Source organism: Variovorax sp. TLI9-5A (assembly GCF_056867935.1).
Genome location: NZ_CP200310.1, coordinates 1,381,009 through 1,400,326 on the forward strand (window position 1 = coordinate 1,381,009; position 19,318 = coordinate 1,400,326).

A 19,318-nucleotide genomic window follows, 5' to 3' on the forward strand; every position below is an offset into this window, starting at 1 on the left:
AGCTGGCTAGGCCTGCCGCCGCGCTGCCACGTGCAGCGTGTGCACGCGGGCCTGCTCGGGCAGAGGGCTGCCCCAGCCCTCGGGCAGCTCGTGCAGCACCGCCTTCGCGTCGAGCGAGCGGATCGCCACCGAGTTGTCCGCCGGAATGCGCCCCTGCGCCAGCAACGCCTCGTAGCGCAGGGCGCTCACCCGGAGGAACGAGGCGAAGTTGCCGACTTCGCCGCGCGCGGCCACCAGCTCGTCGTAGAGCCGCTCGATGAGCTGCACCACGACCATGCCGTCGCGCCGCGCGATCTCTTCCAATACCTGCCAGAACAGGTTCTCGAGCCGGATGCTGGTGACGACGCCATGCAGCCGCACCGAGCGCGTGCGCGCGTCGTAGCTCTGCGGATCGGCACTGATGAAGACTTCGCACATGGTGGCTGTCTCCTTTGCGTGAAGGAAGGTGGACGACGCCCGCACTGTAGCGCCGCGCCGCCCGCCGGAAGTTCAGTGCTCGATGCGCGTGCCCAGCACCGCCAGGAACTGCGAGAGCCACGCCGGGTGCGCCGGCCATGCGGGCGCGGTGACAAGGTTGCGATCGGTCACGGCCTGATCGACCGGAATGCCCATGTACTCGGCGCCCGCGAGTTCCACCTCCACCTGGCAGGCCGGATACGCCGACACCTTGCGGCCCTTGAGCAGGCCCGTGGCCGCGAGCAGCTGTGCGCCATGGCACACCGCCGCCAGCGGCTTGTCGGTGGCCAGGAAGTGCCGAGCGATCTCGACCACGCGGGTGTTCATGCGCAGGTATTCGGGCGCGCGGCCGCCTGGAATGACGAGCGCGTCGTAGGCCTCGGGGCGCACGTCGGCGAAATTGGCGTTCAGCGTGAAGCGGTGGCCTGGCTTCTCGCTGTAGGTCTGGGCACCCTCGAAGTCGTGGATGGCGGTGTGGACCCAGTCGCCGGTCTTCTTGTCCGGCGCCACCGCATGCACCGTGTGGCCCACGGCCAGCAGGGTCTGGAAGGGCACCATGGTTTCGTAGTCTTCGGCGTAGTCGCCGCACAGCATCAGGATCTTGCGCGCCATGTCTGTTGTCTCCTTCGGATGAGGTTGGAATGCGGCCGCGCACTGGGGCAGCGAGCCGTCGCCGGATTATTCGAAGGAGGAGTGCGCGGCGGGTAGCAGCCGGCTGTGACCGTGCTTCGCGGCAGCGAGGCCGACGCAGTTAACAGAAGTTCGCAGAGGCTGCAGAGCGCGCGCGAGAGCTGGTGCTCGGGGCGGGGGCGTCACGGAGCTGCCTTTTGCGCTGAATAGCCTCGTTCAGGGTTTTCCCGTATCCCGGGCAAGCCTCTTACGGACCGACAGACAACTCACAGAAAAGACCGAACCATGAAGACCTCCCAGATCGCCCTCGCTGCTGCGCTCGCCCTGCTCGCCATCGCTTCCGTGCCCGCCCAGGCCCAGCAGCGCACGCGTGAAGCCGTCGAAGCCGAAGCCATTGCCGCCGCCCATGCCAAGGACCAGAACGTCACCCGCGGTTCGCGCGGTGCCGATCCGTTCACCTCCACGGCCGATGCCGAAGCCGTGTACAAGCAGGCCGTCGAAACGGCCCATGCGCCCAACCAGAACGTGACGCGCGGCTCGCGCGGCGCGGACCCGTTCACCTCCAGCCGCGACCCGGCGCTGGTCTACCAGGAAGCCATGGCCACTGCCGCGGCGCCCGACCAGAACGTGACCAGCGGCTCGCGCGTCAACAGCAAGGTCATCTCGACCATGCAGAACCCGGTGCTGCAGTCGGCACAGGGCAAGTAAGCCAGCGGGCCATTGCCTGAAAACGCCGCCGCTACGCGTTGCGTGCGCGGCGAGCGGGCTCGGCCTGATGCAGGAAGCCGGTGAAGGTGTCGGGCGGCGACGAGCCCGTGAGCCGGGTCAGCAGCCGGCCGACCTCTCCCCGGTGATAGCCCGCGTGAGTCGCCACGTGGGCCAGCATTTCCTCGCGCGACATCCGGCCCGGCGCTCCGTCGCTGAACATGAACTCGATGCTCTCCTCGAGTTCCTGCGGGCCGAGGCGCGCGACGTAGTCGATGTACCAGCGGTCGGTTTCCCTCACCGCCTCGGCCAGCGCCTCCAGCGGCGGCGGCTCGGGCGCGCCGGTCGCGGTGTGGCCGTGCGCCATGCGCTGCACGTTCGCGACGAAGATGCGGTCGACGATGCAGGCGTGGTTGAACACGCGCGCGGCAGTGCGGTATTCATCTGCAGGGCCCTTGGCCGCCAGATCGGCCAGGCTTGCCAGCAGGGCCTCGTCGGCCCAGGCCTTGTAGCGGAACAGCGAGGCCAGAAGCGTCTGCGTACTCATCACAATCTCCCCTCGGACAGCTGAACGCACGTCTCGTGTGCGCTCTTATTCTTGAGTGGAGCCTCGAACTTGGGTACTCGCATTCCCCCACAGCGCAGGACCATGCGCAAAGCGCCCCGGCAGCAGCGTTCGCGCGTCACGGTGGACGCGATCGTCGAGGCCGCAACTCGCGTTCTGGCGCGCCGCGGATGGGCGCGTTTCACCACCAACGAGATCGCGGCGGTGGCCGGCGTCAGCGTCGGCTCGCTCTATCAGTACTTTCCGGACAAGCTGGCCATCGCCGAGGCGATACGGCAGCGGCACCTTGACGAGGTGCTCGTGGCGCTGGCCGGCTCCGACGCGGATGGCGACGCGTCGGCCACACTCCCGCGCCGCGTGGAGCGCTTCGTCGACGGCGTCATCGCCGCCCATTCGGTCGACCAGGCGCTGCATCGCGTGCTGGTCGACGAGGTGCCGCTCGCCGCGCGCTCGACCTACCCCGAGTTCGAGGCTGAGTACCAGCGGCGCTACCGGGCGCTCGTCGCCGAAAGCGGTGGACCGGGAGACGGTGCCGATGCCGGCATTGCGGCCCGCATGCTCTCGTCCGCGGTCGAAGGCGCGGTCCATGCGGCGGCGCGGCGCGGCGACCTGGAGGCGCCGGCGATGAGGACCGAGCTCGTCAGACTGGTCCTCGCCTACTTGAGCGACCGCCAGAGCGCAGGCTGAAGCTTCATCGACATGCGGGTTGCCGGTGTGGACACCGCCCCCGGTCCCTGACCACAATGCCCCGGCCCCGTGCCTTTGCGGGTGCTGAAAGGAAAGGTCATCGCAATGAAAAAAATGCTCGTGCCGGTCTGCCTGGCCGTGGCTCAGATGATGGTCGTGCAGGTGGCGTCCGCCCAGTCTTCCGGCGAAGCCGATCCGGCGCAGGGCAAGGCGCGGCCCACGGCGCCCACCACCAAGGCGGAGCGCGCCGAGGCCCGCAAGGAACGCCGCGCGGACGGCGCAGCCGCCGCCCGAGGACCGCAGATGCAGGAAGGCGAGGTGCGCGCGACGACCGCGCCGAAGATGTCGAGGGAAGAGCGTCGCGCCGCCGCGGCCAAGCGCCGTGCGGCCAACCGCGAGGCGATGAAGGCGGGCCAGCTGTCGCGCGGCGGCAGCAACGACGCACCGGAAAAGCAGAAGAAGCCCTGAGGCCGAACGGGGCCGGCCGGCTGGATCGGGCCGGGCCGTCAGGCCCAGGCCTTCGCCGAGCGCAGCTGCAGCAGCGCCAGCATCCGCGCTTCTTCCGAGTCGCGCAGGCTCTTGGCTGCGCGGCTGGCGGCGTACGTCACGTAGAGCGTGTCGACCGCCTTCGCCCAGCACTGGGCCGTCTGGTAGGCGCTGTTGGGGGTTCCTGGACCTGCGGGCACGGCGTATCCGGCCTTGCGCAGGATGTTGGCTTTGTGTTCGGTGCTCAGCATGTCGTACCCCCCGGTTCAATGGCGTGAGGAGCACGTTACCTGCGATACGCCGTGTGCGCTATTGGCTACATGACGTATCCAGATGTAGGAAAACACAGCACAAACTAAGCCGTAAGGCTTAGAGGCTGTCGCCCGCCTGCCACACGAGCGTGGCGGCGGCCAGGTCCTCCAGGGCGCTGCCGACGGCCTTGAACACGGTGCGCTCGCTGTCGTTCGTGCGGCCCGGGCGTTCCCCGCGGCACAGCGTGGCCAGCGTGCCCCGCACTTCCTGCGCGCGCAGCGTGCCGGCGGCCATCGCATCGAGCAGGTCGCCGGACTTCTGCAGCGCCTCGTCGGTGTCGACCCAGGTCAGCGCACCCTCGAAGCACCGCACGTCGGCCTCGCGCATCGCGGGCGTGAAGCTGCCGATCAGGTCCAGGTGCGAGCCCGGCGCCAGCCATTCGCCGCGCACGAGTGGCGAGGTGGCCAGCGTGGCGCAGCTCACGATGTCGGCCTGGCGCACGGCGGCTTCCAGGTCCGTCGCCGCGCGTGCGTTCCAGCCTTCGGCTCGCCATTGGGCGGCCAGCGCTTGCGCGCCTTCGGGCCGGTGGTTCCACACCCACAGTTCGTCGATGGGCCGCACGCTCGCATGCGCGGCCGGCAGCATCCGCGCGATGCGGCCGGTGCCCAGCACCAGCAGCCGGCGCGCGTCGGTCTGCGCCAGGAACGACGCACCCAGCGCCGAGGCCGCGGCCGTGCGGCGCGCGGTGATCTCGTTGCCGTCCATCATCGCCAGCGGCACGCCGGTGCGCGCGTCGTACAGCACGTAGGTCGCGTGCAGGCCGGGCAGTCCGCGTTCGCTGTTGCCGGGGAAGATGTTGATCGTCTTGATACCGAGGAAGCCCGCGTCGCTCCATGCCGGCATGATGAGCACGGTGCCCTTGCTGCTGCTGTCGCCGGCTGCGGTGTCGACGGCATGCACATGGCGCGGCGGCACCTGGGCGCCCGTCGCGAAGGCTGCGCGCAGGGCAGGAATCAGCCGCTCGAAGCCCAGCGGGGCACGGGTCGCGGCTTCGTCGAAATGCTTCATGGCCGTCGTCATTGCTGGAGTGGGTGCAATGCTGCCTCGAAGAACTCGGTCAGCGCCTTGCGGTAGGCCGCGCCGTAGCGCAGGGCCGTCATCGGTTCGAGGTGCGCGGCGCCCGGTGCCTCGATCAGCCGCTTGGGCTCGCGGGCGTCGGTCAGCAGCCGCTTGGAATGCGAGATCGGAATCACCTGGTCGGCCGTGCCGTGAATCAGCAGCAGCGGAATGGGCGATATGGCCGCCACGTATTTCGAGGCTGCATATTCATCGCTCACCAGCAGGCCTGCGCCGCTGAGCTTCTCGTTGGCGATCGACGAGTAGGAATAGAAAGTGGATTCGATGGCCGCGGCCCGCACGCCCGCGCGGTTGCCCGAGCCCACCACCGCGATCGCGTTGGTGCCGCCCAGGCTCTGGCCGAAGACGAAGAGCCGCTCGGGGTCCACGTCCTTGCGCGAGCGCACGTAGTTGAGAGCGGCGTTGGAATCATCGAACACGCCCTTGGGCTCGGGCTTGCCTTCCGACTGGCCGTAGCCTCGGTAGTCGAACACGAACACGTTGTAGTCCCGCTTGGGCAGCCAGGCCACGAAGCGCCAGTGCGTGCTCATGTTCTGCGCGTTGCCGTGAAAGTGCACCACCGTGCCCTTGGCTTCCTTCGGGTTCTGGCGATGCTCCGCGGGCAGGAACCAGCCGCTCAGGCGCGTGCCGTCGGCACTGGTGAACTGCACGCTTTCGTAGCGCATGCCCAGTGCCTCGGGCGTCTCGTAGCGCACGCTGTCGGGGTAATAGAACATCGACTGCACGCAGCCGCCCAGCATGAGCGGCAGCGTGCACAGCGCCAGCCCTCCGAACCACCGACGCAGCGCTCCGCCCTTCATGAAGGCTGCCCGCCCGCGGATGCCGTGCGGTTCTCCGCCAGCATGTTGCAGAACAGCGCACCCTGCTCGATGGCGTCGTCGAGCGCCACGTGCGTGTGCGGCAGGCCGGCGTCGAACCAGCGGCGCGGCATCGCGCGCTTGGTGCTGTCGCGGTAGTCGAGCTTGAGCATCGCCATCGCGAACGACTTCACGTCGAGCGCCGAATGGCTGAACGGGCTCTCGCCCGCGAACCGCATCAGGTACCAGTAGACGAAGAGAAAGTCGAAGCCCGCCGGATACGCGACGAATACCGGCCGCGCATGCAGGCCCTTGAGCCAGTTCACGTAGTTTTTCATGGCATGGGCCGGGTCCTGCAGATCGGTGCGGCATGCGACCCATGCCTCGGGCTGGGTCTTCCACCATGCGGCGGTCTTCGGGTCGGCCTGCGCGCCGGGCAGCGTGTGCAGGTTGGCGCTGAAGGTGGAGACGAGTTGCTTGTCGGCCGTGTAGGCGGCCGAGCCGAAACTGAGCATCGAGTTCGGGCCGGGGATGGGGCCGTCGGATTCGACGTCGGTGCTTATGTAGATTTCTGTCATGCAGATTGGAATCTTTCTTGGCTGCAGACGTGCTGCATGCTTCTTTAATTCGGGGTGGTGGAGAGCCAGCGCTTCCACCATGGATGTTTTGCCCGTGCGATTGCCGGTGGAGCACCGGATTCGGGCATACCCGGCGACAGGAATATCTTGCAGCCTTGCGCGCGATCTCTGAGGCTCTCGACGGTACCTGCAGGCGCCCATTCCGACGGCTCGCTTTCAAGCTGATCGAGCGCCCAACGGAGTTCGGATTCCGCTGCGTCGAGCATGGGATCGCCGGTGACCGCACCCTGCACAGCGGCCAGCAACTGCTGCGGGCTGCCTTTGCCGAACCAGAACGCGCATGCGGCGATGTACGAAAAAATCGCGGCCTTCATGCCGGCGTCGTCAGGGCCGGGGAGTTTTGTCGACAACAGATGCTGTCCCAGGTCATGCTGCACGCCGAGCATGCCGTCCACCATTTCGTCGCATTCGACCGGCAATTCGAAGTGCCGTTGCAGCAGTTGTGCCCAGAGCACCTCGTCCAACCGGTCCTGCAGAGCGAACTCCTTGCCGAAGCCAATAGCCGAGGCGTAAGCCTCGAGGTTGGGATAGAGAGCCTGGGCGCAGAAGATCGCAAACGCTGCGGCCTTTGGGTTCGAGAGCTTTGACAGCCTGGGGGAGAGAGCCTTGGAGAAGCGGGTCTGTGCTTGCGACTCGGAGACTTGCTTGATGTTCTGCTCGACCCAGTGCAAGTACCAGTCGGTGAAACCCATGCGGGTTCCGTTCTCGTTCATGAAAGGCTCGATGCCCTTGTAGTCGGCCCGCAGGTCGCGCCATACGGTGCCTGCCAGCGGGCCGGTCACGACCAGCCAATTGCGTAGCGCGCAGCCTTCGTGGCAGATGGGTATGGCGCCGTCCATGATGCTCGGTGCGTAGTACTGGGTCTCGAGCTTCCTGTCCCAGACCTCGTTCATTCGATCTTCTTCATCGATGGGCGTATCTGCCGTCGGGTTCGGATGCTGGGCCCAGAAGTCTCCAGGCAGGTTCCAAGAATGCTCCCATGGAAATGGCTTCGACAAATCGCCGATGAGTTGAAACGTAGCGTCCCAACTGGCGAGGCCGTGAAACTCGTCCTGCATGCCGAGAGGAAACACGCCATACGCGGGGCCTGCACCGCCATTCCCGATCTCGGTGATGAACCTGCGGTACTCATCGGGAAACCTGCACTGGTGCTTTGCCTCCACCTGCGCGACCTCCTCTTCGGAAAGCGGCGGATTCAGGTCGTACCAGTGCGCTTTCGCCGCGAAGCAACTGCAGTCCAGGTCGAGCCGTTTGAGCGTTTGAAGGCGGGACAGGATATCGGTCACGACGGGCTCATTCCTCTTGCTTGTTATTCGATTCCGAGAATCGATGGAACCGAGCGTTGGAGTTCCTCGACCAACGCAGGGGCCATGTATTTGTATTCATCCGGAATGTCGAGCACATGGATCAGCTTGCCTTCCAGCATCCGCGTGAACTCGGCCAGCAGCCTCGACTTGTGCTTTTCTTCCATCACGAGGATGACGTCGGCCCACTCGATGTCGTCGATGGAGACCTTGTGCCGCGCATTGGGGCTGGTGCCGGCGGAGCGTGCGGATACCTGAGGATGCCGGCGCCAGATCTGCTCCGCGGTCGGGCTGCGCCACTGGTTGCGGCTGCAGATGAAGAGGACGTTGCGCATGGTTGTCTGGGTGCGTTCGGGTAGCACGAAGATGTGCATGTCCCGCCAGTTGCCCGATGAGTTCTCGATCAGCGCGACTTCCGTGCAGCTCGCACGCACGGCTCCCGACGCGGCAAGCCGGGCTTGCAGTTCAACCGCCGCCGCATCCGCATCGAGCGCATTGCCATGCGCCACCGACAGATGCGCAACGATGCTGTCGTGCTCGCCGCCATAAGGCGGGAAGTCAGGAAACGCTTCCACGAGCGCTCGCGTCATTTCGATGAAGGGGGCGGATGGCTCCGGCGCGAGATACGCGGTTTCCGGAAAACGCCCGACCCTGTTCAGCGTGAAGGAGAACGAGGTCGTCCGATTCAAGGCCAGCCTCGCTCGCTCCAGGACTTCCGGCGTGATCCGTGCCGGGTCCATGAAGGGAACGAGCACCGTGATGTGTGCGGGCACTCCGAGGGCCACGGTGGCGTCGTAAAGGCGGCGCAGGTCGCCCACCATGGGCTCGGCGGCGGGAACCTTCACGGCGAATGCGGAGATGGCCATGGCGGCGGAGGATAGCTCAGGCGTCGGCGATCCGGCTCCATTCCAGGCCATGCTTGACGAGGTACTTGCGCAGCCTGTCGGCATCGTTCACCACGCTGCGCTGCGCGCGCGAAGCCTGGAAGAGCTGGCGGCCCGCGTCCGACAGGCTGCGCGACTGCCGGCAGACGCGCACCACCGCTTCGAGCTGCAGGCGGTCGAAGAGGTCGAGCGCGGCGCTGCGTTCCTCGCCGAGCAGGGCATCGAGGTCAACGCTATCGCCGGTGGCCGGCATTGCGCCTGCGTGCTTCCACAGCCAGCGCAGCCGTGCGATCTCGGCTTCCACCAATGCCACCGGAATGCGCCCGCCGTCGGCGAGCGTTGCCAGCCTTGTCACGCTGGCCGAGAGGTCGCGGAAGTTGCCGCTCCAGATCGCCTCGCCGCTTTGCGCGAAGCGCAGGTAGGCCGTGCGCGCCTCGGCGTTGAAGCGCACCACGCGGTTGTTCTCTGCGGCATGGAGGGCCAGCAGGTGGTCGATGTTGGGTTCGATGTCCTCCGGCCGCTGTGCAAGGCCGGGCAGGTCGTAGGTCCAGAGGTTGATGCGCGCGAACAGGTCTTCGCGGAAGCGGCCTTCGGCCACGTCGCTGCGCAGGTCGCGGTTGGTGCCGGCTATCAGCTGGAAGTCGCTTTCCACTTCCTTGTCGGCGCCCACGGGGAAGAAGCGCTTCTCCTCGATGGCCTTCAGCAGCATCGCCTGCTCGTCGAGGCCGAGCTCGCCGATCTCGTCGAGAAAGAGCGCGCCCTGGTGCGCGGTGCGCAGCAGGCCCGCGCGGTCGGCGGCGGCGCCGGTGAAGGAGCCCTTCTTGTGCCCGAAGAGCGTGGAGGCCGCCCCGTCGCCGCGCAGCGTCGCGCAGTTCACCTCGACGAAGGGCCCCGTCATCTGGTGGCGCGACTGCTTCAGCTCGAACATGCGCCGCGCCAGGAAGGACTTGCCCGCGCCCGTCGGACCCACCAGCAGGATGGGCGCGCGCGAGCGAACGGCCACGCGCTCGATCTCGTCGATCAGCGCATTGAAGCGCGCGTTGCGCGTGGCGATGCCGCTCTTCAGGAAGGCGACCGCGTCGCGCTGCTCCGCGTCGAAGCGCCGTGCGATCACGTCGTAGCGCGACAGGTCGAGGTCGATCAGCGTGCACTTGCCCGCCTCGCCCTCGCGCTGCTTCTTGGGTGGCGATGTCTGCGCCAGCACGCCGGGCACCACGCGCGATTCGGACAGCAGGAACATGCAGATCTGCGCGACGTGCGTGCCGGTGGTGATGTGGGTCCAGTACTGCTCGCGCTCGGTGTCGAAGCTGTAGCCGCGCGCCCAGTCGTACAGGCGCGTGTAGACCTCGCCGAAGTCCCACGGGTCCGCCAGGTCGAGCGGCACCAGGTTGACCGTGGTCTCGGGCGATACGGCGGCGATGTCGGCCCTCACCACCTCGGCCAGCGCCTTGTGCCGCAGCGTGTAGAGCAGCTCCATGCGCGAGACGACCATGTCCTCGTGCTGCGCGAGCGAGACGGTGGGACGCCACTTGTTCCATCGGCCGGCGCCCTGGCCGGCGTCGAGCTGGGTGCCGAGGAAGCCGATGACGACTATTGGCTTCATGAATAAAAAGCTAGCTAAATTTATATGAAGAAGATGAATGCTAGCAGGTCGAGTGCAACGCGAGCTACGGGCCGGAAAAGAATTTAGCTATTCATATCAACAACTTGCGTGATCCCAGAGCTTGCTTCTCCTTCTTCTCGCGCAGCCTGGCACGCCGGCTGCAATAGACAACCCGTCGGATGCAGTTCATCCGCTCGCAGGTGCCGCGTGAAAGCGGCCCGGTGCCGCAGGCCAGATCCTGTCTTGGGCTCGCGGTATGCCGCTGTTGAACTGGCTGGCAACTGAACTTGTTTCAGTTCTGCTCATGGTTGAGCACCGTGCTAACCACACGGCGTTGTGGGTTCGATTCCCGCGAAAAACCCTGGCGGTGCTTGCATCGCCATCTGATGGGGCGAAAGCCCCCCGCCCCGGCACACCGGAGCGATGGCGCAGGGCCCCAAGGCCCTGCGGCGCGCGACACAGTGCCAAGCGCAGGCGGCTTGCGCACCGCGTGCGTGCCAAGGAACTGCGTGCAGCCATCGACGGCAAGGGAAGTGAGGATGTTGCGATGCAACGACGGGAGGCACCTACCGAACCGCGCGACCGCTGCATGCCAGGCCTTGGCAGCCGCTGTGTCCGCCGCCTGCCCTTTCGAGGGCCTGGATTGAACGAATGGATGAATGACGACTGGCCGACGAGAACGAAACGAACAGTCGAACCGAACAAAGAGGAGAAAAAGAATGCTGGGCTTCAACCAATACACCATCAAGAAGAACGAGCGCGCACTGCTGCTGCGCAACGGCGACTTCGAGCAACTGCTCGGCCCGGGAAAGCACCGCGTTTTCGCGGGCTTCGACGCCATCCAGCTGCAACGCTTCTCGCTCGCCGAGCCGGTGTTCGAGCACGAGCTGGCCGACTACTTGCTGGCACGTGAGCCTGAGCTGATCGAGCGTGAGTTCGTGCACGTGTCGCTGGGCGAAACCCAGGTCGGCCTGCGTCATGAAGATGGCGTGCTGGTGCAGATCCTGCCGCCCTCGACTCGCAAGCTGTACTGGCGCGGACTGCGCGAGCAGCGCATCGACGTGATCGATGTGTCCGCCGACGCGCGCCTGCCGGCCGAGTTGCTGGCAAAGCTGCAGAGCGTGGCCCTGCGTCCGCGTGCGGTGCAGGGGCTCGAAGGCGTGCTGCTGGTGCAGGTGCCCGAGTTCCACGCCGGTGTTTTGACGCTCGAGGGGCAGATGCAGGCCTTGCTGCCGCCGGGAAACCACGGTTTCTGGCGCTTCAACCGTCAGGTGTCGGTGACCTCCGTGGACCTGCGTTCGCAGATCGCCGAAGTGAGCGGCCAGGAAATCCTGACCCGCGACAAGGTGGGACTGCGGCTGAACCTGTCGGCGGTATGGCGCTTCCTCGACGTGCGGCAGGCCCTGGCGCAGATGCCGAAGCCGGCGGACCATGTGTACCGCGAACTGCAGTTCGGTCTGCGTGCCGCGGTCGGCGAGCAGACGCTCGACGCGCTGCTGGAGAACAAGGCAGCCATCGACCAGACCGTGCTGGCGCAGGTGCGAGAACGGCTGGAGGGTTCTGGAGTCGTGCTGGAGAGCGTGGGCGTGAAGGACATCATCCTGCCGGGCGAGATGAAGACCATCCTCGCGCAGGTGGTGGAAGCCGAGAAGTCGGCCCAGGCCAACGTGATCCGTCGCCGCGAGGAAACCGCGGCCACGCGCTCGCTGCTGAACACCGCCAAGGTGATGGAGGGCAACCCTGTCGCGTTGCGGATGAAGGAACTTGAAACGCTGGAACGCGTGGCCGAACGGATCGACAAGATTTCGGTGGTCGGCGGTCTGGACCAGGTGCTCAACGGACTGGTGACGCTTCGGCCGAACGGTTCCTGAGTTCTGAGGGAAAGAGATACGGGCACGCAGGCACAGAAGGGAGCGCCACTGCCAAAAATGTTGATGTTGCCGGCAGTCCGGGTAGCACCGGATGCGGCGGGCAAGTCGGTCGACGAGCAAGGTTGAGGATGCAGGTGCTGGCTCCGATGACGGGTCTGTCACTGGCGCGCGTTTCCAATCGTCGACTGGGCCGCTGGATTGAAACACCACGGTCGCCGTATTGATGCGGGTTCGAATCCCGCCGTGTCCACCAGCCGTTCGTGAAGAATGGATAGACAGTTACAGAGAGAGAAAGAAAGAGAAAAATGGAACAGAGCAAGAACTACAACCTGCACGAAGTCGCCAACGGCGTTCCCGTGAAGATGTGGACCCGCGGCGTGCCCGTGGAAGACGAGGCACAGAAGCAGCTCGAGAACGCAGCGCGCCTGCCCATCGTGTTCAAGCACATCGCGGCCATGCCCGACGTGCATTACGGCATCGGCGCGACGGTGGGTTCGGTGATCCCGACCTTCAAGGCCATCATCCCGGCTGCGGTGGGCGTGGACATCGGCTGCGGAATGATGGCGTGCAAGACCACGCTGCATGCCAACGACCTGCCCGACAACCTCGGACCGCTGCGCTCGGCGATCGAGAAGGCCGTGCCGCACGGCTCGAACCCCAAGCGCATGGGCCGCGACAAGGGCTCGTGGGAGACGCCTCCCAACGAAACCGACGTGGCCTGGGCCGGACTGGTGGACGAGTTCGACGCGATCTGCGAGGACTACCCGCGCCTGAAGAACACCAACAACCACAAGCACCTGGGAACGCTGGGTACGGGCAACCACTTCATCGAGGTGTGCCTGGACGAAGCGGGTTCCGTGTGGTTCATGCTGCATTCGGGGTCGCGCGGTGTCGGCAATGCCATCGGTACGCACTTCATCGAACTCGCGAAGAAGGACGCCGAGCAGCACCAACGCAACCTGCCCGACCAGGACCTGGCGTACTTCGAGGAAGGCGCCAAGTACTTCGGCGACTACGTGCGCGCGGTGGGCTGGGCCCAGAAGTTCGCGCGAGCCAACCGCGAAGTGATGATGCAGCGCGTGGTCGCGGCCGCGCGCAAGGTCATCACCAAGCCTTTCGAGGCGCACGTGGAAGCGGTGAACTGCCACCACAACTACGTGAGCCGCGAAACGCACTTCGGCGAAGACGTGCTCGTGACCCGCAAGGGCGCGGTGAGCGCAAAGGCCGGCGAGCTGGGGATCATTCCCGGAAGCATGGGCGCCAAGAGCTACATCGTGCGCGGAAAGGGCAACCCCGAGAGCTTCATGAGCTGCAGCCACGGCGCCGGTCGAAAGATGAGCCGTACCAAGGCCAAGAAGCTCTACACGGTGGCCGACCAGATCGCCGCGACCGAAGGCGTCGAGTGCCGAAAGGATGCCGACGTGATCGACGAGATCCCGATGGCCTACAAGGACATCGACGCGGTGATGGATGCGCAGAAAGACCTGGTGGAGGTGGTCTACACGCTCAAGCAGGTCGTATGCGTGAAGGGATGAAAGCGAGGCCGGTTCCCGGCCTCATGAGTGCGGTGTTGCGGTAGGAAGGGGCTTCGGCCCGCCTTCGCGACACCGTGCGTATTGCGAAGGTCCGAGAAATGAAGAAAAGCAACAAGCAACGCCGCGCCGAAATCAAGGCGCGCCGCCTTCAGCGCGCCGCCGCGTCGGCCGCACGTCTGCGCGCGCCGGATGTCCGCCTGCCGCAGCCCGATTGCGCGTTCGCACTCGGGTGCGAGCCGGCGGATCAGTTCGTCCTGCAGCAGTACAACAACACCTACGGCGTGCTGCCTCGCTGCTATGTGGCCCGCCCCTTCACCTGCCGCGATTGCGGAGCTGAAGAACTGTGGACGGCCAAGCAGCAGAAGTGGTGGTACGAGGTGGTGCACGGCCATATCGATAGCCGTGCCGTGCGATGCCTGGCATGCCGCCGCGCGCGACGCGAGCGGCTGCGCAATGCGGCGCCGGGCGCGAACCTCCTGAGCGAGCAGACGGATCGCCTTCGCGCATTGGGTGCAGCGAAACCGAATGCACGGGCCGTGGCCGAAGTCGACGCCGCGCTTGAAAGCAAATGGTGGAGCTTGCGCGTGGTGGCGATCCAGACCATGGCGCGATGGGGCGGCGACGCGAACCTCGCGAAGCTTCGTGGACTGATGACGGCCCGCCCCGAAGGCGGTCGCCGATACTTTGCCTGGGAGCGCGTTGCCGCGGATGCGGCGAGGAGCGCGCTGATGCACAGGGAGCGATGGCCTTGACGACGATGATGAAACTGACTTTCCTGGGGACCTCTTCCGGCACCCCCACGCGCCACCGCAACGTTTCCGGCCTTGCGGTGCAGACGGTGCTCGGCGCCGACTGGTTCCTGGTCGATTGCGGCGAGGGTACGCAGCATCGCGTGCTGCAGACGCCGCTGTCGCTGAACGACCTTGCCGCCGTCTGCATCACGCATGTGCACGGCGACCATTGCTATGGCCTGCCGGGATTGCTCGCCAGTGCCGGCATGGGCAAGCGCACGAAGCCGCTGAAGTTGATCGCGCCGCTGCCGGTGTGGGAATGGTTCGAAGCCACGCGACGGCTGACCGATCTGCATCTGCCCTACGAGGTGGAGCATGTCGATCTGGAGAACGAAGCGCTGGTGTACGACGTGCCCGGTTTGCGGATCGAGCGCCACGTGCTGCGGCATCGTGTGCCGAGCCATGCCTATCGCGTGCAGGTCGAGACGCGGCGCGTGCGGCTGAAGGCCGATGCGCTGCGGGCAGTCGGCCTGCCGCCCGGTCCGGCATGGCGTGCGCTGCAGAACGGAGAGGACGTGTCATTCAACGGCGAGACGCTGCACAGCGCTGATTTCGTGGACACGCAGGTCGACACGGCCGTTGCCGTGCTCGGCGGAGACAACGCTGAACCCGCAATGCTCCATGAAGCCTGCCAGGGCGCGCAACTGCTGGTGCACGAGGCCACCTTCACGCAGGACGCGCTCGACAAGGTCGGCCCCGGCCCGATGCACAGCTCCGCGCGCCTCCTGGCCGAGTTCGCGCAGTCCGTCGAAGTGCCGAACCTGATCCTCACGCACTTCAGCGCGCGTCATCAGAACGAGCAAGGCATCGCGGCGCTGATGGCCGAGACGCAGGCGCACTACCGCGGCAATGCGTTCCTGGCCAATGACCTGGACGTGTACGAGCTCGACAGTGCCGGCCAGGTGACAGCCACGCGGGCCTGACGAGAGAAAAGAAGAAAGAAGAATCGAAGATGAGTACCGAGGAAGAATTCCTGCGCTCCGCCCACCCGATCGAGCCCGCCATGCGCGCGCAGATCATGGAGGCCCTGCGCGACATCGAAACGAAGCACGACGTGAGCGTGCTCTTCGCCTGCGAATCCGGCAGCCGAGGCTGGGGCTTCGCCTCGCCCGACAGCGACTACGACGTGCGCTTCATCTACGTCAACCGCCTGCCTTGGTATCTCACGGTGATGCCGCATCGCGACGTGATCGAGGTGCCGATCAGCGGTGACCTCGACATCAACGGCTGGGACCTGCGCAAGGCCCTGGGCCTGATGCGCGAGTCGAACCCGACGCTGCTCGAATGGCTGCGCTCGCCCGTCGTGTATCGCGACGACGCGACGGCGATGCCGCGCTTTCGCGAACTGTCGGAAGCGGTGTTCTCCAACGCGCGCGGCTGGCATCACTACAGCTCGATGGCGAAGAAGAACTTCCGCGAGCACCTGCAGGCCGACGAGGTGCGCTACAAGAAATACCTCTACGTGCTGCGCCCGCTGCTGGCCGCACGCTGGATCCGCTCGCAGCCCGGCGTGCCGCCGATGCGCTTCGCCGACCTCGCGCAGCGCACGCTCGACCCGGTGCGCGACGCCGCGCTGATCGACGAGATCAACGCGCTGCTCGAAGTGAAGATGCGCGCCGGCGAGGCCGCGACCAGTCCGCGCTGGCCCGGCATCCATGCGTTCATCGAATCGGAGCTGGCGGCCAACGCGGCGGAGCCGGTGACGCCGCTGCCGCAGTCAGAGCAGGCCGGCCTCGATGCCTTCCTGTACGAAACGGTCCTGCGTTTCGAAGCGAAGAAGAGCCAGGAGGCCGCGCATGGTTGAACTCGACGGCTCCCAGGGCGAGGGCGGCGGCCAGATCCTGCGCACCAGCCTCGCGCTGTCGATGGTCACGGGCCAGCCATTGGCCATCGAGAAGATCCGCGCGGGCCGCGCCAAGCCGGGCCTGATGCGTCAGCACCTCGCGTGCGTGAACGCGGCCGCCGCGATCAGCGGCGCGGAGGTCGACGGTGCCGAGCTTGGTTCGCAGTCGCTGCGTTTCGTGCCCGGCCCGGTGCGCGCGGGGGAATACCGCTTCGCGATCTCGGGCGCGGGCAGTTGCATGCTGGTGCTGCAGACCGTGCTGCCGCCGCTGCTGCTGGCCGGTGCGCACAGCCGTTTGCATCTGAGCGGCGGCACGCACAACCCGATGGCGCCGCCATTCCATTTCCTGGAGCGTGCGTTTGCCCCGCTGGTGCGCCGACTGGGTGCCGATCTGCTGCCGACGCTGCGCCGTTGCGGCTTCTATCCGGCCGGCGGCGGCGAGGTCGAGGCGGTCATCGTGCCTGCAGCCGGTGCGCTGCAGCCCTTCGACCTGATGGCGCGTGGTTCGCATCTGTCGAGCTATGCGGAGTGCCTGGCGCCGGGTATCCCGCGCCATGTGCCGACGCGCGAGCTCGATACGCTGGGTGGCGCGATGGGATGGTCGGGCGAGCAACTGCGCTTCGGCTCGGTGCGCCAGAACGAAGGACCGGGAAACGCGCTGCTGGCTACGCTGGCGTATGAGCACGTGACCGAGGTGTTCACCGCCTTCGGCGAGAAGTCGCTGAGCGCCGAGCAGGTGGCGCACGGTCTGGTGAAGGAGCTGCGCGCGTTCCAGAAGAGCGAGGCGGCCGTGGGGCCGCACCTGGCGGACCAGCTGGCGCTGCTGCTGGCGCTCTCGGTTTGGCAGGGCAAGAAGGAATGCGCCTTCACCTGCAGCGAGGTGACCGAGCACACGCGCACGAACTGCGCGGTGATCGAGCGCTTCCTGCCGGTGCGCTTCGCGATCGCCGAGGGCCGCCAGGCCTGCTCAGTGCGGGTCGCGCCTGCCTGACCTGTCTGACACGGGCGCTCGGCCGTTGCCCGCGGCTGGCGGAAAACTCCTTTCCGTTTTCCGCCATCGAACTGCGTGCGGGCCGGCGTATCGTTGTGGCCCGGCACGGGCCGGGTGCGGACGGATTCGTCCAGGCAGACATCGGAGACACGGACACCAAGCCATGACCACACCCTCGTTCATCTACACCAGCGCACCCCAGCGGGTGGTTTTCGGCGCGGGCTCGCTGCAGCACCTGGCCCGCGAGATCGATGCCCTCGGTGCGCGCCGGGCCCTTGTGCTTTCCACGCCGGAGCAGCGCCCGCAAGCCGAGCGCGTGGCCGACATGCTCGGCGCCCATGCGGCCGGCGTGTTCGACCGCGCCGTGATGCACGTACCCATCGAGACCGCGCGCGAGGCGAGGGAAGTGGCCACCAGGCTCGGCGCCGACTGCGCCGTGGCCATCGGCGGCGGCTCCACCACCGGGCTGGGCAAGGCCATCGCGCTCGACTCGGGCTTGCCGATCCTCGCCATTCCCACCACCTATGCGGGCTCCGAGATGACGCCGATCTACGGCATCACCGAAGCCGGCATGAAGAAGACCGGCAAGGACTTCCGCGTGCTGCCGCGCACCGTGATCTACGACCCCGAGCTGTCGCTCGGCCTTCCCGTGGGCATGAGCGTGACCAGCGGCATCAACGCCATCGCGCATGCGGCCGAAGGGCTCTACGCGGTCGATTCGAACCCGATCATGGACCTGATGGCGCAGGAGGGCATCGCCGCGCTGGGCCGTGCGCTGCCGGCCATCCGCGCCACGCCAAAAGATCCGGCCGCCCGCGGCGACGCGCTCTACGGCGCATGGCTGTGCGGCACGGTGCTGGGCAATGTGGGCATGGCGTTGCACCACAAGCTGTGCCACACGCTGGGCGGCAGCTTCAACCTGCCGCATGCCGAGACCCACACCATCGTGCTGCCGCACGCGCTGGCCTACAACGCCGGGGCTGCGCCCGAAGCCATGGCGAAGATCGCGAAGGCGCTGGGAGGAAGCGGCAGCGCCGCGCAGGCCGTGTACGACCTTGCGCGCGACAACGGCGCGCCGGTCGCGCTGCGCGACATCGGCATGAAGGAAGCCGATCTCGATCTGGCCTGCGAGCATGCGCTCAAGAACCAGTACCCCAACCCGCGCCCGCTGGAGCGCGCGGCGATCCGCGCGCTGCTGCAGAACGCCTGGGAAGGCGTACGGCCCTGAGGCCGGGCGTCAGGGCCGTGCCGTGGCCGGCAGGCCGGCCTGCTGCGTGAACGAGACGCTGGGCTTCTTGTAGGCAGCAGGCACTTCGTCGCGGTAGAAGGCGCGGCGGTCCAGGCTTTGCAGCGGGTTGTTGGCGGCGGCCACGGCCTGCTCGCGCACGGTGCTGCGGTCGAGCGTGGACTTGAAGGCCACGGCGCCTTCGGCGGCGGTGTCCGAATAGGGGTTGCCTTCGCGCGTCGCAGCCACGGCTTCGGTCTTCACGTCGTTGCGGCTGGCGGAGGAGGTGACGGCGTGGACGCCGTCATAGGTTTCGGCGTGCGCTCCGGCGGAGCCGAGCATGGCAAAGGCTGCGGCGAGAGCGGATGCGGCGATGCGTTGCTTGTTGTTCATTGCGAGATTCCTTTCGAGTGCTTCGGGCCGATCAGAGCGGCAGCGCGTCGCCACGTGCGGCAGCGCGGGCCGCGGCACGCACGGTGGCGCGGTCGATCGTGCTGGCCACCATCGGAGCCACGCCCGACGAAGCAGCTTCGCCGTAGGGGTTGTCGGCGTGCGCGGCGGCAACGGCTTCGGCGCGCACTGCTGCCCGGCTGGTCGACGAGGCGATCACCGGAGCGGGGCCGGCGCTGGCGCCGTCGGCGTAGGGGTTGTCGGTGCGCGCGGCGGCCACGGCTTCGGCGCGCACGTCGGCACGGCTGACAGACGAGGTGATCGGATGCACGCCTTCATAGGTTTCGGCGTGAACCGCGCCCGCTGCGCCGAGCATGGCGAATGCGATGGCGGAGAGAGCGGCGATGCGTTGCTTGGTGTTCATGATGCGAGTCCCTTTGCTGACTGGTGTGGGCGGCGGACATTCGTCGTTGCCACGGGATGCAGTGTGAAACCGCATCGCGGCTGGCGCTGTGCGTTTGCGCACCG

At 66.8% G+C, this 19,318-nt stretch carries 22 protein-coding genes and 1 pseudogene; 10 read left to right on the forward strand and 13 right to left on the reverse strand.

The annotated features are described in order from the left end of the window. Positions 1 to 6: 6 nt before the first annotated feature. Together AC1VNX_RS06675 and AC1VNX_RS06680 are read right to left on the reverse strand one after the other, a co-directional pair. The gene (locus AC1VNX_RS06675) at positions 7 to 417 is read right to left on the reverse strand and encodes a ribbon-helix-helix domain-containing protein (protein ID WP_126025624.1); all 411 of its coding nucleotides are present in this window, start codon (positions 415 to 417) and stop codon (positions 7 to 9) included. Positions 418 to 489: 72 nt separating this feature from the next. Continuing rightward, positions 490 to 1,068, reverse strand: a complete 579-nt coding sequence (locus AC1VNX_RS06680; protein WP_483155997.1) for a DJ-1/PfpI family protein — start codon at positions 1,066 to 1,068, stop codon at positions 490 to 492. Positions 1,069 to 1,371: 303 nt separating this feature from the next. Here AC1VNX_RS06680 and AC1VNX_RS06685 point away from each other — a divergent pair, with 303 nt between their 5' ends. Next, on the forward strand, positions 1,372 to 1,794 hold the full coding sequence (locus tag AC1VNX_RS06685) for a hypothetical protein (RefSeq protein ID WP_483155998.1): 423 nt from the start codon (positions 1,372 to 1,374) through the stop codon (positions 1,792 to 1,794). A 31-nt stretch (positions 1,795 to 1,825) separates the two neighbouring features. Here AC1VNX_RS06685 and AC1VNX_RS06690 read toward each other — a convergent pair whose 3' ends face one another. Then, positions 1,826 to 2,338 carry a DinB family protein gene (locus AC1VNX_RS06690; RefSeq protein WP_483155999.1) on the reverse strand — a complete coding sequence of 171 codons (513 nt, stop codon included), beginning with the start codon at positions 2,336 to 2,338 and terminating at the stop codon, positions 1,826 to 1,828. Positions 2,339 to 2,440: 102 nt separating this feature from the next. On the opposite strand from AC1VNX_RS06690, the gene AC1VNX_RS06695 reads away from it, so the two are divergent. After that, positions 2,441 to 3,043: a TetR/AcrR family transcriptional regulator gene (locus AC1VNX_RS06695; RefSeq protein ID WP_483156000.1), complete on the forward strand. Its 603-nt coding sequence runs from the start codon at positions 2,441 to 2,443 to the stop codon at positions 3,041 to 3,043. Between the two features lie 105 nt (positions 3,044 to 3,148). Further along, entirely contained in the window at positions 3,149 to 3,511 is a 363-nt protein-coding gene (locus tag AC1VNX_RS06700) for a hypothetical protein (RefSeq protein ID WP_483156001.1), read from the forward strand. 38 nt (positions 3,512 to 3,549) lie between these two features. Here AC1VNX_RS06700 and AC1VNX_RS06705 read toward each other — a convergent pair whose 3' ends face one another. The 8 genes and pseudogenes from AC1VNX_RS06705 to rtcR form a co-directional block, all read right to left on the reverse strand. Next, complete coding sequence (locus AC1VNX_RS06705; RefSeq protein WP_483156002.1) at positions 3,550 to 3,780, reverse strand: hypothetical protein; 231 nt, start codon at positions 3,778 to 3,780, stop codon at positions 3,550 to 3,552. A 118-nt stretch (positions 3,781 to 3,898) separates the two neighbouring features. Further along, positions 3,899 to 4,849 (reverse strand): bifunctional Delta(1)-pyrroline-2-carboxylate/Delta(1)-piperideine-2-carboxylate reductase, encoded by a 951-nt coding sequence (gene lhpI / locus AC1VNX_RS06710; protein ID WP_483156003.1) that lies wholly within the window; start codon positions 4,847 to 4,849, stop codon positions 3,899 to 3,901. Between the two features lie 8 nt (positions 4,850 to 4,857). Further along, the gene (locus AC1VNX_RS06715; RefSeq protein WP_483156004.1) at positions 4,858 to 5,718 is read right to left on the reverse strand and encodes an alpha/beta hydrolase; all 861 of its coding nucleotides are present in this window, start codon (positions 5,716 to 5,718) and stop codon (positions 4,858 to 4,860) included. Beyond that, complete coding sequence (locus AC1VNX_RS06720) at positions 5,715 to 6,293, reverse strand: 3'-5' exonuclease family protein (protein WP_483156005.1); 579 nt, start codon at positions 6,291 to 6,293, stop codon at positions 5,715 to 5,717. Before AC1VNX_RS06720 ends, AC1VNX_RS06715 begins: the two co-directional genes overlap by 4 nt. A gap of 44 nt (positions 6,294 to 6,337) precedes the next feature. After that, positions 6,338 to 7,639, reverse strand: coding sequence for an SMI1/KNR4 family protein (locus AC1VNX_RS06725; RefSeq protein ID WP_483156006.1), 1,302 nt, complete (start codon positions 7,637 to 7,639; stop codon positions 6,338 to 6,340). Positions 7,640 to 7,662: 23 nt separating this feature from the next. Beyond that, positions 7,663 to 7,992, reverse strand: a complete 330-nt coding sequence (locus tag AC1VNX_RS06730) for a low molecular weight protein tyrosine phosphatase family protein (RefSeq protein WP_483161894.1) — start codon at positions 7,990 to 7,992, stop codon at positions 7,663 to 7,665. Between the two features lie 63 nt (positions 7,993 to 8,055). After that, a pseudogene (locus tag AC1VNX_RS06735) lies at positions 8,056 to 8,607 on the reverse strand (2'-5' RNA ligase family protein); the annotation flags it as partial. Further along, the gene (rtcR, locus tag AC1VNX_RS06740; RefSeq protein WP_483156007.1) at positions 8,540 to 10,144 is read right to left on the reverse strand and encodes an RNA repair transcriptional activator RtcR; all 1,605 of its coding nucleotides are present in this window, start codon (positions 10,142 to 10,144) and stop codon (positions 8,540 to 8,542) included. The gene rtcR and the pseudogene AC1VNX_RS06735, both read right to left, overlap by 68 nt. Positions 10,145 to 10,863: 719 nt before the next feature. Here rtcR and AC1VNX_RS06745 point away from each other — a divergent pair. The 7 genes from AC1VNX_RS06745 to AC1VNX_RS06775 all read left to right on the forward strand — a co-directional run bounded on the left by AC1VNX_RS06745 (position 10,864) and on the right by AC1VNX_RS06775 (position 18,403). Further along, complete coding sequence (locus AC1VNX_RS06745; protein WP_483156008.1) at positions 10,864 to 12,015, forward strand: slipin family protein; 1,152 nt, start codon at positions 10,864 to 10,866, stop codon at positions 12,013 to 12,015. Between the two features lie 305 nt (positions 12,016 to 12,320). Further along, on the forward strand, positions 12,321 to 13,550 hold the full coding sequence (locus AC1VNX_RS06750; protein ID WP_126025610.1) for an RtcB family protein: 1,230 nt from the start codon (positions 12,321 to 12,323) through the stop codon (positions 13,548 to 13,550). A 98-nt stretch (positions 13,551 to 13,648) separates the two neighbouring features. Next, the gene (locus AC1VNX_RS06755) at positions 13,649 to 14,302 is read left to right on the forward strand and encodes a zinc-ribbon domain containing protein (protein ID WP_483156009.1); all 654 of its coding nucleotides are present in this window, start codon (positions 13,649 to 13,651) and stop codon (positions 14,300 to 14,302) included. Then, positions 14,293 to 15,264, forward strand: a complete 972-nt coding sequence (locus AC1VNX_RS06760; RefSeq protein ID WP_483156010.1) for a ribonuclease Z — start codon at positions 14,293 to 14,295, stop codon at positions 15,262 to 15,264. Before AC1VNX_RS06755 ends, AC1VNX_RS06760 begins: the two co-directional genes overlap by 10 nt. Positions 15,265 to 15,293: 29 nt before the next feature. Further along, positions 15,294 to 16,145, forward strand: coding sequence for a nucleotidyltransferase domain-containing protein (locus tag AC1VNX_RS06765; protein WP_483156011.1), 852 nt, complete (start codon positions 15,294 to 15,296; stop codon positions 16,143 to 16,145). Next, entirely contained in the window at positions 16,138 to 17,175 is a 1,038-nt protein-coding gene (gene rtcA / locus AC1VNX_RS06770) for an RNA 3'-terminal phosphate cyclase (protein WP_483156012.1), read from the forward strand. Before AC1VNX_RS06765 ends, rtcA begins: the two co-directional genes overlap by 8 nt. A 163-nt stretch (positions 17,176 to 17,338) precedes the next feature. Then, positions 17,339 to 18,403, forward strand: coding sequence for a maleylacetate reductase (locus AC1VNX_RS06775; protein WP_483156013.1), 1,065 nt, complete (start codon positions 17,339 to 17,341; stop codon positions 18,401 to 18,403). Between the two features lie 9 nt (positions 18,404 to 18,412). Here the strand turns inward: AC1VNX_RS06775 and AC1VNX_RS06780 are convergent, their stop codons facing one another. Together AC1VNX_RS06780 and AC1VNX_RS06785 are read right to left on the reverse strand one after the other, a co-directional pair. Continuing rightward, positions 18,413 to 18,793, reverse strand: a complete 381-nt coding sequence (locus tag AC1VNX_RS06780) for an alpha/beta hydrolase (RefSeq protein WP_483156014.1) — start codon at positions 18,791 to 18,793, stop codon at positions 18,413 to 18,415. Positions 18,794 to 18,824: 31 nt separating this feature from the next. Beyond that, the gene (locus AC1VNX_RS06785; protein ID WP_483156015.1) at positions 18,825 to 19,214 is read right to left on the reverse strand and encodes a helicase SNF2; all 390 of its coding nucleotides are present in this window, start codon (positions 19,212 to 19,214) and stop codon (positions 18,825 to 18,827) included. Positions 19,215 to 19,318 lie beyond the last annotated feature (104 nt).

Coding starts and splice junctions, on each gene's coding strand:
- AC1VNX_RS06675 (WP_126025624.1), bottom strand. CDS start 417: ATGTGCGAAGTCTTCATCAGTGCCGATCCGCAGAGCTACGACGCGCGC.
- AC1VNX_RS06680 (WP_483155997.1), bottom strand. CDS start 1,068: ATGGCGCGCAAGATCCTGATGCTGTGCGGCGACTACGCCGAAGACTAC.
- AC1VNX_RS06685 (WP_483155998.1), top strand. CDS start 1,372: ATGAAGACCTCCCAGATCGCCCTCGCTGCTGCGCTCGCCCTGCTCGCC.
- AC1VNX_RS06690 (WP_483155999.1), bottom strand. CDS start 2,338: ATGAGTACGCAGACGCTTCTGGCCTCGCTGTTCCGCTACAAGGCCTGG.
- AC1VNX_RS06695 (WP_483156000.1), top strand. CDS start 2,441: ATGCGCAAAGCGCCCCGGCAGCAGCGTTCGCGCGTCACGGTGGACGCG.
- AC1VNX_RS06700 (WP_483156001.1), top strand. CDS start 3,149: ATGAAAAAAATGCTCGTGCCGGTCTGCCTGGCCGTGGCTCAGATGATG.
- AC1VNX_RS06705 (WP_483156002.1), bottom strand. CDS start 3,780: ATGCTGAGCACCGAACACAAAGCCAACATCCTGCGCAAGGCCGGATAC.
- lhpI (WP_483156003.1), bottom strand. CDS start 4,849: ATGAAGCATTTCGACGAAGCCGCGACCCGTGCCCCGCTGGGCTTCGAG.
- AC1VNX_RS06715 (WP_483156004.1), bottom strand. CDS start 5,718: ATGAAGGGCGGAGCGCTGCGTCGGTGGTTCGGAGGGCTGGCGCTGTGC.
- AC1VNX_RS06720 (WP_483156005.1), bottom strand. CDS start 6,293: ATGACAGAAATCTACATAAGCACCGACGTCGAATCCGACGGCCCCATC.
- AC1VNX_RS06730 (WP_483161894.1), bottom strand. CDS start 7,992: ATGCGCAACGTCCTCTTCATCTGCAGCCGCAACCAGTGGCGCAGCCCG.
- rtcR (WP_483156007.1), bottom strand. CDS start 10,144: ATGAAGCCAATAGTCGTCATCGGCTTCCTCGGCACCCAGCTCGACGCC.
- AC1VNX_RS06745 (WP_483156008.1), top strand. CDS start 10,864: ATGCTGGGCTTCAACCAATACACCATCAAGAAGAACGAGCGCGCACTG.
- AC1VNX_RS06750 (WP_126025610.1), top strand. CDS start 12,321: ATGGAACAGAGCAAGAACTACAACCTGCACGAAGTCGCCAACGGCGTT.
- AC1VNX_RS06755 (WP_483156009.1), top strand. CDS start 13,649: ATGAAGAAAAGCAACAAGCAACGCCGCGCCGAAATCAAGGCGCGCCGC.
- AC1VNX_RS06760 (WP_483156010.1), top strand. CDS start 14,293: ATGGCCTTGACGACGATGATGAAACTGACTTTCCTGGGGACCTCTTCC.
- AC1VNX_RS06765 (WP_483156011.1), top strand. CDS start 15,294: ATGAGTACCGAGGAAGAATTCCTGCGCTCCGCCCACCCGATCGAGCCC.
- rtcA (WP_483156012.1), top strand. CDS start 16,138: ATGGTTGAACTCGACGGCTCCCAGGGCGAGGGCGGCGGCCAGATCCTG.
- AC1VNX_RS06775 (WP_483156013.1), top strand. CDS start 17,339: ATGACCACACCCTCGTTCATCTACACCAGCGCACCCCAGCGGGTGGTT.
- AC1VNX_RS06780 (WP_483156014.1), bottom strand. CDS start 18,793: ATGAACAACAAGCAACGCATCGCCGCATCCGCTCTCGCCGCAGCCTTT.
- AC1VNX_RS06785 (WP_483156015.1), bottom strand. CDS start 19,214: ATGAACACCAAGCAACGCATCGCCGCTCTCTCCGCCATCGCATTCGCC.